Genomic DNA, 11624 nt, shown 5'->3' with positions numbered 1-11624 from the left:
GTCCTCAGCGCTGTTCCTTGCTCATCTGCTGGAGCAGCTTGAATGCTTCGCGCTCGATCGCCGGTTCCGCGGCGGCGAGTTCCTTGCTCGCCAGGACATAGGCGGCGCGCTTGCGCTCCGTCGCCTCTTCCGGCGCGACGAACGGCCGCGCGCCCGGCAGCATGACCTGCGCACCGCTGTTGTACTTCCTGTGGATGAGCTTCTTGCCGTAAGGCGTGGTGTAGAAGCGCGTCATCTCGGTTGCGGTGTCGAGCGACACGACGCTTGCCAGCGGCGGCGCCAGGCGCCGGTACACTTCCGCGGGCGAAGTCTTCTCGAGCTTGGCGAACACGGCCTTGCGCTGCGCCTCGCTTGGAAAGCGGCTGCGGGCGGCGACGCCGCGCAGGACGTTCTCGACCTGCATCGCGCCCAGCAGATCCTGTACGGCTTTGACGTGCGCGGCGCTGGATGCGCCGGCGTGCGGCGCGGGCGCGGCGGTAGCGGTGAATGCCGGGGCCGCCACGGCCAGCGATAAACCGAGCGCGGCGTGAACAGCGAATTTCATGCGTTTCCTTTCAAACGGGATCTAGTGGGACGTCGCCTGGCGGGAAGCAGCACGCAGGTGATGCGTTTTCTCACGCCCGCTCAGGGGCTGGGCATTGCCGATCTACTGGCATGAACAAAATTTGCATGATGCCAAATAAATTGATGGGAAAATGCGCCAAATGTCACATCGATAAAATAAATGCCATTGGGCAGGTTTTACCGTATTGCAAGATGTGAATGAAGCCTGACATACCGCAGCGTGCCGCTGGATCAGGCAGAAAAAACCGGTGACGCGCACGCCACCGGCCTTATAGGATGCCCGCCTGCACGCTTACAGGGTCGGAATCAGCACTTTATCGATCACGTGGATGACCCCGTTGCTGGCCCTTACATCGACAGCAACGATCTTTGCCTGCAGCGCCGTGGTGTCCCTGATCGTCGGCGGCGTACCGGCGGTGATCGTGATGGACTGACCGGCCACCGTCGGCACGGGCGTTCCAAATGGAATCTGCGTCGACAGCACCTGGCTGCCCAGCACGTGGTAGGTGAGGACGGTACGCAGCTGCGTCACGCTCAGGTTTTGCGGCGCGGCGGCAAAGGCGGCATTTGTCGGGGCAAATACCGTGAAGGGGCCTGCGCCGCTCAGGGTGCCGCGCAGGTCGGCGGCGACGACGGCCGTGACGAGCGAACTGAACTGCGGGTTGGCTTGTGCCATCTGCACGATGTTGAGCACCCCTGGCGGCACCAATACCTTGTCCACCGCGTGAATGACGCCATTGCTGGCAACAACATTCGGGGTCGTCACGGTTGCGACCGTCAACGCCGCGTCGGTGATTTTCACCCCATTGCTGAAATCGAATGTCAGTCGGGTAGGCGAGTTGGCGTAGCTGTAGGCGGTCGTCTGGACTGGCCCGCCGGCTGCCAGGTCGGCGGCGAGCTTCTTGCTTCCCAACACGTGGTAGGTCAGGATGCTCTGCAGGGCCGGAGCCGGCAGTGCATCGACCATGGCTGTCGCATTTGCAAACCCGAGTCTGACGGCCAGGTCGGTGAAAGCCTGGTCGGTCGGCGCAAACACGGTCAATTGAGCATTTGCATCCGTGAGCGTTCCCGTGATGCCGGCCTTGGTCGATGCTGCCAGCAGGGCATTGAAGCCCTGCTGCTTCGCGACCTCGGCAATATTCGGGGCAGCCGGCGCATCATCGTCATCGCTGCTGCCGCAGCCACCAAGTACGGTGGCCAGTGCCAGGACTGCGAATCCTGATTTCAGAAAATGTCGTACGTTCATGAAGTCTCCAATCGGTTATCGAACTGGCGAGGCCCTGCCGCACGGATCAGTCGCCAGTGACCGAGCGCTGAAGCAAAGCCTCGATGGATGTCGTACCGGAGGTGGGACATCCGGCACCAGCTATTCACTTCAGAAGTAAATATAACGGGACAGTGTTGCTACACAAAAGCACGCACGATTGGATTGTGGGTCAATTCCACGTCAGGCAATGGACAATTTCTAAATTAAGCGCCTGAATGTCTAGACATTTATGGGCAATCGAGGACAGGTTGATGCCTTCCATCCCAGCCTTAAGGCGAGCTGGGGTCAGGCGGCTTCAATCAGATCGACAATCGGACTCGAGCTCAACTGGAAGTTCAAGCGTGGCCATAGGTCGAAGCCGGCGCACTGGGGCAGAGACTGCGCGAAGGTGCAAGTCCACATGTCGGACCCCAGGCGTTCAGACCAGGTCTGCAAATCCAACCCGGTCCGTCGTCGCCGCGCGCGCATCGTCGATCCCGATCTTGTGGTTTGAGAGCAGCCGCTCCAGCGAGGCGTTCATCGTATGGCAGCCCGGATCGCGCCCGCTGTTCATGTGTTCGCGCAGGGCGCCCAGTTCGCCCTCCTCGATCAGGCGCACCACCGTCGGGCCGGGTGTCAGGCATTCGGTGGCCAGGTGGTAGCGGTTGCCCTCGATCGAAGGCAGCAGCGCCTGGCACAGCACGCCGCGCAGGGCGTGCGCCAGCGCTTGCGCCTGGGCGTCGGAATTGCCGAGCAGGCGCAGCATCTTTTGCAGGCCCATCTCGGTCGAGCGCGCATGCAGGGTCGCCAGCACCAGCGGGCCGGATTCGGCCAGGGCCAGCGCTTCCTGGGCCGTCTGGGCGTCGCGGATTTCGCCGATGACGATCACGTCCGGGCGCTCGCGCAAGGCGTCGAGCGCGCCGAGGTAATAGCTTTCGACGTCGCCGTCGATGCCGACTTCGCGCTGGGTGATGATGCATTTGCGCTGCGGGATCAGGGTCTCGACCGGGTCTTCGATGGTGATGATGTGGCCCGAGCGGCGCTTGTTGATCTCATCCAACATCGACGCGATCGTGGTCGACTTGCCCTGGCAGGTGTCGCCGATGATCAGCACCAGGCCGCTGGTGAGGCGCGCGAATTCCTGGGCATCGCGGTCGAGGCCGAGTTCGGCGAGCGGCAGCGGCTCCTTGGGGAAGCGGCGGATCACGCAGCCGAGGCGTTTCTTGCCCTGGAAGGTAAAGCAGTTGGCGCGGATGCGCGCCGTGTGCAGGTCGATCGAGCGGTCGAAGGCGCGGTCGGCGATGCGCTCGGCCCAGTTCGGCTCGATGACTTCGAAGAATTCTTCCAGTTCCTCGCGCGTGATCGGCGAATCCGTCACCGCCACCAGCCCCTTCGGCTGGCGCAGCATCAGCGGGCTGTTCTGGTGGATGATGATGTCGGAAAACACCAGGCGCGAATTCAGCAGGTGCAGGATCTGCTCGACCAGGGTGCCGAAGACCGGGTGGTCTTCGTTTTCGACATACGACAGCGTGGGGATTTGCGAGGACTGGTGGAATTCCATCGGGCGTGGTTCTCTGGCTAATGAAGGTGTCGTTCAGACAATACCGACCATTATAGAACCATGCCTGTCAGAAAATGCAGCTGCTGACGAGAAATTTCCGGAGTCTGTCCCGGTGGATCGGGGGAAGCTGATGGCGATGCATGGCAAGCGCGAGCAAGGCGCGAGGAGGCCGCATGGCTGCGCCATGCAACGACGAGCAACGCAGTTCCCGCTTGTCAGGCGCGCCAGCAGCGACTCCGGGCTGCCGGGACAGGCTCCTAGCGTCCCCACACCGCAACAATGCGGTCGCCGAACAGGGTCAGCGACACGCCGGCCACGACCACCAGGGCGCCGGCCATGCGGATGTTTGAAACCTTGCGCACGGCCATCTGCACCAGGCCGAAGTTGTCGATCGCCATCGACATCATCAGCTGGCCGGCAATCACCAGCACCACCATGTTCAAGAGGCCGATGCGCGGCGCCAAAAATACGGTGCCGAAGACGAAGGCTGCGCCCAGCATGCCGCCGCTCAGCTTCCACAAGGGCTGCTGCGCCAGCAGCGCCAGCGATTCGCCGACGCCGCCCCTGGTAAAGGCGGCGATGCCGAGCACCAGCGTGCCGACCGAGAACGAAATAAAGGCCGCCACCACCGAGTTGGCATGCAGCGCGCCGGCCAGCTGGCTGTTGACGGCCGCCTGCACCGAAATGAAGATGCCGACACAAAAGGCCAGCGCGAATAACACCGCGTTCATGATTACTTCCCTACCGGTAAAGCCGGAAACAAAAAGGGCAAGATTGTAGTGGATGTGGGGCGCGTCCGGGGGATGACAGGAAGCGTACGCGACGGCGACGCCTCCTTTGCGTCTATCATGCGGCCAACCACTCAACAACAGGAGCAGCGGATGGGCAAGCGCATCGTCGAGACAAGCAAGTTCCTCAGTTTCGTGCTGCGGCACCAGCCGCAAGCCATCGGCATCGAGCTCGACCGCGAAGGCTGGACCGACATCGACGCCCTGATCGCCGCGGCGGCGCGGGATGGCCGCCGCCTCGACCGCGCCCTGGTCGACGAGGTCGTACGCACCAACGACAAGGGCCGCTTCGCCATGTCAAACGACGGCTTGCGCATCCGCGCCGTGCAGGGCCACTCGAGCGCGGCGGTCGCGCTCTCGCACCGCGCGCTGGCGCCGCCGCCGCTGCTCTACCACGGCACCGCAAGCCGCTTCGTCGCCGCCATCATGCGCGAAGGCTTGCGCGCCGGATCGCGCCACCATGTGCACCTGTCGCAGGAGCAGGCCACGGCGGCCAGCGTCGGGGCGCGTTATGGCGTGCCGGTCGTGCTGCAGGTCAATGCGGCCGCCATGGCGGCGGACGGCTTCGTCTTTTACCTGGCCGATAACGGCGTCTGGCTGACCGATACCGTCCCGCCGCGCTACCTCGGCCGCTGAGCGCCCGACAGAGCCGCCATGGCTGCGTTGCAACGCCTTGGACGCTCTTGATGATCAGGTAGGATTATCCGGCGAACCTGCAGCCTGGTCGCGTTCCTGCGCAGTCTGTCGCATTCCCGGTGCGCACGCCGCCGCGCGCGCTTAGCCTGTCATCATCGACAACCGTGAGGACAAGATCATGAAAAAGAATTTCTCCATTGCCCGCCGTGCCCTGCTCGCCACCTGCATCGCCGCCAGCCTGGCGGCCGCCGGCCACGTGGGCGCCGCGCCCTGGGACTGGGGCGGCGAGCGGGTCGAAGGCAACGGACGCATCGTCAAGCAGGCGCGCCAGGTCGGCAATTTCACCGGCCTGTCGCTGGGGCTGCCGGGGCATGTCGAACTACGCATCGGCAACAGCGAGAGCGTCACCGTCGAGGCCGACGACAACCTGCTGCCGCTGGTCGAGACCGTGGTCGAGGGCGGCACGCTGAAGATCCGTCCCAGCAAGCGCAACCTGAACCTGCAATCGAAGTCGATCCGCGTGGTGGTGCAGGCGCGTTCGATCGAGCGCCTGGCGCTGGGCGGATCGGGCACCATCGACGCCGACCCGCTGCGCGGACGCCGGCTCGACGTCGACCTGGGCGGCTCGGGCACGATTAACCTGAAGGGTGTCGAGAGCGACACCATGGCGGTCGCGCTCGGCGGCAGCGGCGACCTGCAGGCGGCGCGCGGCACGATCGGCAAACTGACGGTGTCGATCGGAGGCTCGGGCGACGTCGATCTGGGAAGGGTGCAGGCGAACAGCGCCAGCGTGTCGATCGCCGGCTCGGGCGAAGCGACGGTCTGGCCGCGCAACGAATTGAGCGCGACGATTGCCGGGTCGGGCGACGTGAATTATTACGGCGATCCGCAGGTGAGCAAGACCACGATCGGATCGGGTGGCGTGCGCAGGATGGGGGCGTCGCCGAAGTAAGGACGTGTGGATGGTTCGTACAGCAAACCAGAGGGACGTAAGGTGGGCGGCTTGTCCGCCCACGCGTTCAACAAGCAGACGAACAATCGTACAGGCATCTCAGACGTGATCTGAACGCGTGGGCGGGGGACCCGCCCACCTTACGATCCCTTGCGGCTACGTCGTCACAATTTAATGCCCGTGTCCCGTCTTTGGCGCCACGAAGGTCAACGGCTTCACCCGCGCCTCCACCGTCACGCTGCTGTTCTTCTTCGCGCCATCCTGCACCAGCAGCGTCACCGGCACCGTCTCGCCTTCCTTCAGCTGGCGCTTCAGGTCGAAGAACATCACGTGGTAACCGCCCGATGCCAGGTTCACGGCTTTGCCGGCCGGCAGGTCGATGGCGTCGACCTGGCGCATGCGCATGGTGTTGTTTTCCATCGCCATTTCATGCAGCTCGGCGCGGCCGGCGACCGGCGTGCTGACGCCGACCAGGCGCGCGGCCTGGGCCGATTGCACGCGCATGAAGGCGCCCGAGGCCTTCTGGTTGGGCACGGTGGCGCGCACCCAGGGGTCGGTGACGGTCACTTGCGCCAGCGCGCTGGTGGAGAACAGGCCGGCGGCCAGCAGGGTCGACAGAATACGGGTCATGGTGGACTCAGAAAATGAATGTTGTCAGGCCGCGGCGGCCTTGAAGCTCTCGCGCTCGACCAATACCGTGTCGACGCTGTCGGTCAGCCACAGCTGGCCGTCCTGGATCGTGCACTGCAGCTGCATCGAACGCTTGGCCAGCTTTTCCAGCGCGGCACTGGTCTCGGCAGGGATGTTGATGACGGTGAGGTTGCGCGCACGTTCGAGCTTATTGGCGATGCCCTTCCACCAGATGTGGCTGGTCGCGCTGTAGCAGTACACGTAGACATGCTCGGCGCGGCCGCAGGCCTTCAGCAGGCGCTTCTCGTCGGGCTGGCCGACTTCGATCCAGGTCTGGATCGCACCCGTCAAATCCTTTTGCCACAGGTCCGGCTCGTCGGTGTCGAACAGGCCCTTGGTAAAGGCCAGCGCTTCGTTGGCGTGCAGGGCAAAAGCGAGCACGCGGATCATCACGCGCTCGTCGGTTTCGGACGGATGGCGGGCGATGGTCAGCCCGTGCTCCGCGTAATAGTTGCGGTCCATGTCCGCAATCTGGATATCGGCCTTGTAGATGGTCGCTTTGAGTGCCATTGGTGCTTTACTTATCGATGATTATTTGAAGACCACCGTTCGATGGCCGTTTTGCAAAATGCGGTGTTCCACGAACCACTTGACCGCGCGCGCCAGCACCACGCATTCGACGTCGCGCCCGATCGCGGTCAGCTCGTCGGTCGTCATCGCGTGGTCGACCCGTTCGACGTCCTGCTCGATGATCGGGCCTTCGTCGAGTTCGCCCGTGACGAAGTGCGCCGTGGCGCCGATCAGCTTGACGCCGCGGGTGTGGGCCTGCGCATACGGCCGCGCGCCCTTGAAGCTCGGCAGGAAGGAGTGGTGGATGTTGATCGCCCTGCCCTCCAGCGCCTTGCACAGGCCCGGCGACAGAATCTGCATGTAGCGCGCCAGCACCACCAGCTCGACCTTGTGCGTGTCGAGCAGCTCGACGATGCGCGCTTCCTGCGCCAGCTTGGCCTCCTCGCTCGCCCCCGTTGCCAGCGGCAAGTGGTGGAACGGGATATTGTAACTTGCCGCGAGCTGGTAGAAGTCCATGTGGTTCGAGACGATCGCCGAAATCTCCACCGGCAGCAAGCCGCTCTTGTAGCGGAACAGCAGGTCGTTCAGGCAGTGGCCGATCTTCGAGACCATGATCAGCACGCGCGGCTTGGCGTGGGCATCGTGCAGCTGGCCGCGCATGTTATTCGCCTCGCACAGCGCGGCAAAGGCGCCGCGCAGGTCGGCGTCGAGCACGGCCTCGTCTTCGAGCGCGAAGTGCACGCGCATGAAGAACAGGCGCGATTCCGGATCGCCGAACTGGGCCGAATCGATGATGTTGCAGCCGTGTTCGGCCAGGAAACCGGCAACGCGCAGCACGATGCCGCGCTGGTCGAGGCAGGACAGGGTCAGGATGTATTCCGGATGCGTCATGGTGGGGGCGGTAGCGTGGAGTTGTCGGATGAGTACTCTGCATTGTCGCACGGCTTGCAAAAACAGCCATGCAAAAAGCATCGACGGAAAATCGCACGACCGTTTGTTTTTAGGTATAGTTGACAGTTCAACCAACACGAGGGAGACACCATGACGCAAGCCACCAACGATCAATTCCTGCTGGCCGCACGCCCCGTCGGCATGCCCAAGGACAGCGACTGGCAACGCGCCGCCCCGCCGCTGGCGGCGCTTGGCGACGGCGAGGTGCGCGTCAAGATCCTCTACATCTCGCTCGACCCGGCCATGCGCGGCTGGATGAACGACGCCCGCTCCTATGTGCGGCCGGTGGCGATCGGCGAGGTGATGCGCGCCGGCGGCGTCGGCGTGGTGGTCGAATCAAAGTCGCCGCGCTTTGCCGTGGGCGACCATGTGATGGGTGTGACCGGCGTGCAACGCTACTGGACCGGCCCCGCCGACGACAAGGGCGCGATGCTGGCCAAGGTCGATCCAAACCTGGCGCCGCTGCCGACCTGGCTGAACGCCCTCGGCATGCCCGGCATGACGGCCTACTTCGGCCTGCTCGAGGTCGGCCAGCCGAAGGCGGGCGAGACGATCGTGGTGTCGGGCGCGGCCGGCGCGGTCGGGATGACGGTCGGCCAGGTGGCAAAACACCTGGGTTGCCGCGTGGTCGGCATCGCCGGCGGCGCCGACAAATGCCGCTTCGTCGTCGAGGAACTGGGCTTCGATGCATGCATCGACTACAAGGCCGGCCCCGTGCATGCCGGCCTGAAACAGCATTGCCCGCAGGGCGTGGACGTGTATTTCGATAACGTCGGCGGTGACATCCTCGACGCCGTGCTTACCCGCATCAACATGAAGGCGCGCATCGTCGTCTGTGGCGCGATCTCGCAGTACAACGCCACCGAGGCGGTCAAGGGTCCGGCCAACTACCTAGCGCTGCTGGTCAACCGCGCGCGCATGGAAGGCATGCTGGTCACCGACTACGCCGCCCGCTATCCGGAAGGCGTGGCGGCGCTGGCGCGCTGGATGAAGGAAGGCAGTTTCAAGAGTCGCGAACACGTCGTCGACGGCTTCGACACCTTCCCGTCGACGCTGCTGATGCTGTTCAAGGGCGAAAACCTGGGCAAGCTGGTGCTGAAGGTGGCCGACGCCTGAGCTTCTTTTTGAAGCACGCTTGCGCCATTCGCTGGCGCAGGCGCTTTCGCTTTACCTGTGTTGGAACTCCATCGATTCTGCGGCGTCTATTGAGACTTACTCTTTCGCCGAGGATCCCATGCCCGCCATTACCCTACCCGACCTGCGCGCCCAGTTTGACATGCAGGTCGACTTCCTGAGCCAGGTGTCGCGCCACACCATCGATGCCCTGCAGCAGCTCAGCGACCTGAACATGCACACGGCGCGCCGGATGTTCGACGAGGGCATCCGCCTCGGACGCGCGCTGGCAAGCTGCAACGACCCGATGCAGATGGGTGCGCTGGCCATGCGCGCCATCCCGCCCGCGGCAGAGGGCTGGCGCAACTGGCAGGGCGCGCTGGTCAATGTGCTCACCAACAGCGGCGCCACCCTCGCGCGCGACGCCAACGACGGTGGCTGGCAAGCCGCCCGCGTCGTTCGCAACACTGCCGCCGACCTGCGCAGCGCACGCGCCGGTGTCGAAGACATGGGCGCCGCCCACAATCCCACCTGACTTGAACCTATCCCAGTAGGAAGGAGGAAGTTGATGACGACATGCGCGTAGGCGATGCATGGCAAGCGCGGGCAAGGCGTGAGGAGGCCGCGTGGCGGCGCCACGCAACGACGAGCAACGCAGCCCCGCTTGTCAGGCGCGTCAGCAACGACTCATTCCTGCTGGGGTAGTTTCTTATACACACACCGAGGAGAAGTCATGGCATCGACTGGCAATCACCAGGATGGGCCGGCAGACGCGCTCGCGCTGCTGCAGGGCGAACACGAACAGGTGCGCCGGCTGTTCGCGCGCTACGAGAGCCTGCGCGGACTGGACGACGCGGAAGAGACGATGGCCGAACTGGTCGACGACCTCTGCGATGCGCTCGTCATCCACACGATGATCGAGGAAGAACTGTTCTATCCGGCCTTGCGCGCGGCGCTCGGCGACGACGAACTGCTCGACGACGCCGAGCTCGAACATGCGGGCGCACGCGAGCTGATCAGCCAGCTCGAAGTGATGTACCCCGGCGACGAGCATTTCGACGCCACGCTCGCGGTGCTGTTCGAGGAAGTGGCGCACCACATCGCCCAGGAAGAAGGCGAGATGTTCGAGGCCGCGCGCGCGGCCGGCATCGACCTGGTGGCGCTGGGCGAGCGGCTGGCGCTGCGGCGCGCCCAGCTCGACGAAGACTTGAGCGCGCCGCCGTCGTTCGACGCGGCGGCCGCGCCGCACGAAGGCCGGCGCACGCCGCCGCGTGCGCCGGACTGACTGAAACCGGGGTCGAACGCGCGCCGAAAAATAATCCGCGCACGGATAGAGGAACTAACACAGGAGTGGTGTCTCTAACCGGACGAGCGCGGCAATGTGCGTTCACTTCCACTTGAATGCAGGGCAACCAGGAGAACGACATGGCGACAAGCAAGGAGAGCGGCAAGAGCGCGGGCAGCTCCGGCGGCAGCGCGCAAAAGAGCGGTGGTGGCAACGGCGCTCCAGCCAAGCGCGGTTTCGCGGCGATGGACCAGAACCAGCAGCGCGAAATCGCCAGCAAGGGCGGCCAGGCCGCCCACCAGAAAGGCACGGCGCACGAATTCGATTCCGAGGAAGCGCGCCGCGCCGGGCAAAAAGGCGGGGAGGCAGTCAGCCGCAACCGTGCGCACATGGCCGACATTGGCCGCAAGGGGGGCGAGAGCCGGCAATCGGCCAGCCGTGCAGCAGCAGCCGCCAGCAAGGCCGGCGGCAATCGCCAGGGAGGCAAGGAAAGCTGAGGTAGCGCCGCGCCGCCATCACGGTGGCGCGGCGTATTCGCCGCGTCGGGGTTGCGGCGTATTCGCCGCGTCGGGGTTGCGGCGTATTCGCCGCGTTGGTCGTGCGGCGCGGATTCGCCGCGCCGGTTGACCAACGCCGGTGTCGGCGCCGCGGGCGGCTGCAGACGCACCACAGCCGTGGTACATTCCCGTCCCATGTCCGAACTCCGCTACCTCACCGCCTACCCCGACCAGCTGCGCCAGCAAGCCGCCACCCTCGTCAAGGAGGGCCGCCTGGGCGCCCTGCTACGTTCGCGCTACCCCGCCGCGCACGGCCTGCGCACCGACCGCGCCCTGTACGGCTACGTGCAGGACTTGAAGGACGATTACCTGCGCAACGCCGAACCGGTCGCGAAAGTCGCCTACGACAGCAAGATCCACGTGGTGCAGCACGCCCTCGGCCTGCACACCGCCATCTCGCGCGTCCAGGGCAGCAAGCTCAAGGCCAAGCACGAAATCCGCATCGCCAGCGTCTTCCGCGACGCCCCACTCGAATTCCTGCGCATGATCGCCGTCCACGAACTGGCGCACCTGAAGGAAAAGCAGCACGACAAGGCTTTCTACAAACTCTGCTGCTGGATGGAGCCGCAGTATCACCAGTTCGAGCTCGACTTGCGGCTGTATCTCACGCATATGGAGACGACCGGCGAACGGCTGTGGAGCGAAGCGGCCTGAGCGGCGGACGCGTGACACCACTGACCTCCGATGCCGTGTTGACTGCTGCGTAACGTAGGGTGTGTAAGAGCAAAGTAGTAATGTCCGGTTTGAGCAAAGTAGAAATGTCTGATTTTG

At 64.5% G+C, this 11624-nt stretch carries 14 protein-coding genes; 7 read left to right on the top strand and 7 right to left on the bottom strand.

Features of this window, described 5'->3' with window-relative positions; translation table 11 throughout:
- Positions 1-4 precede the first annotated feature (4 nt).
- From IFT60_RS19595 to IFT60_RS19580, 4 genes are all read right to left on the bottom strand, one after another.
- Positions 5-544, bottom strand: coding sequence for a hypothetical protein (locus tag IFT60_RS19595; RefSeq protein WP_192054715.1), 540 nt, complete (start codon positions 542-544; stop codon positions 5-7).
- 312 nt (positions 545-856) lie between these two features.
- Positions 857-1810, bottom strand: coding sequence for a fasciclin domain-containing protein (locus IFT60_RS19590; protein ID WP_192054713.1), 954 nt, complete (start codon positions 1808-1810; stop codon positions 857-859).
- 439 nt (positions 1811-2249) lie between these two features.
- Positions 2250-3371 (bottom strand): type IV pilus twitching motility protein PilT, encoded by a 1122-nt coding sequence (locus IFT60_RS19585; protein ID WP_192054710.1) that lies wholly within the window; start codon positions 3369-3371, stop codon positions 2250-2252.
- 257 nt (positions 3372-3628) lie between these two features.
- Entirely contained in the window at positions 3629-4102 is a 474-nt protein-coding gene (locus IFT60_RS19580; protein ID WP_192054708.1) for a DMT family transporter, read from the bottom strand.
- A gap of 150 nt (positions 4103-4252) precedes the next feature.
- Between IFT60_RS19580 and IFT60_RS19575 the strand changes: the two genes are divergently transcribed.
- Positions 4253-4795, top strand: coding sequence for an RNA 2'-phosphotransferase (locus IFT60_RS19575; RefSeq protein ID WP_192054706.1), 543 nt, complete (start codon positions 4253-4255; stop codon positions 4793-4795).
- A gap of 178 nt (positions 4796-4973) precedes the next feature.
- On the top strand, positions 4974-5747 hold the full coding sequence (locus tag IFT60_RS19570; protein ID WP_192054704.1) for a head GIN domain-containing protein: 774 nt from the start codon (positions 4974-4976) through the stop codon (positions 5745-5747).
- A gap of 171 nt (positions 5748-5918) precedes the next feature.
- Here the strand turns inward: IFT60_RS19570 and IFT60_RS19565 are convergent, their stop codons facing one another.
- From IFT60_RS19565 to purU, 3 genes are read right to left on the bottom strand one after another with little or no spacing between them, the layout of a single operon-like run.
- Entirely contained in the window at positions 5919-6377 is a 459-nt protein-coding gene (locus tag IFT60_RS19565; protein WP_192054702.1) for a copper chaperone PCu(A)C, read from the bottom strand.
- A 24-nt stretch (positions 6378-6401) separates the two neighbouring features.
- Positions 6402-6947, bottom strand: a complete 546-nt coding sequence (locus IFT60_RS19560; protein ID WP_192054700.1) for a YaeQ family protein — start codon at positions 6945-6947, stop codon at positions 6402-6404.
- A 21-nt stretch (positions 6948-6968) separates the two neighbouring features.
- Positions 6969-7838 (bottom strand): formyltetrahydrofolate deformylase, encoded by an 870-nt coding sequence (purU, locus tag IFT60_RS19555; protein ID WP_192054697.1) that lies wholly within the window; start codon positions 7836-7838, stop codon positions 6969-6971.
- A 150-nt stretch (positions 7839-7988) separates the two neighbouring features.
- Between purU and IFT60_RS19550 the strand changes: the two genes are divergently transcribed.
- From IFT60_RS19550 to IFT60_RS19530, 5 genes are all read left to right on the top strand, one after another.
- Positions 7989-9014 (top strand): NADP-dependent oxidoreductase, encoded by a 1026-nt coding sequence (locus IFT60_RS19550; protein ID WP_192054695.1) that lies wholly within the window; start codon positions 7989-7991, stop codon positions 9012-9014.
- A gap of 118 nt (positions 9015-9132) precedes the next feature.
- Positions 9133-9546, top strand: coding sequence for a phasin family protein (locus IFT60_RS19545; RefSeq protein ID WP_192054693.1), 414 nt, complete (start codon positions 9133-9135; stop codon positions 9544-9546).
- A gap of 198 nt (positions 9547-9744) precedes the next feature.
- Positions 9745-10296, top strand: coding sequence for a hemerythrin domain-containing protein (locus tag IFT60_RS19540; RefSeq protein WP_192054691.1), 552 nt, complete (start codon positions 9745-9747; stop codon positions 10294-10296).
- A gap of 140 nt (positions 10297-10436) precedes the next feature.
- Positions 10437-10793: a KGG domain-containing protein gene (locus IFT60_RS19535; protein WP_192054689.1), complete on the top strand. Its 357-nt coding sequence runs from the start codon at positions 10437-10439 to the stop codon at positions 10791-10793.
- Between the two features lie 195 nt (positions 10794-10988).
- A complete protein-coding gene (locus IFT60_RS19530; RefSeq protein ID WP_192054687.1) occupies positions 10989-11507 on the top strand; it encodes a YgjP-like metallopeptidase domain-containing protein in 519 nt (172 codons plus the stop codon).
- Positions 11508-11624: the final 117 nt, after the last annotated feature.

The sequence above is a fragment of the Massilia sp. CFBP 13721 genome, from assembly GCF_014842025.1.
Classification (GTDB): domain Bacteria; phylum Pseudomonadota; class Gammaproteobacteria; order Burkholderiales; family Burkholderiaceae_D; genus Telluria.
This window is presented reverse-complemented; position numbering and strand designations above follow the sequence as displayed.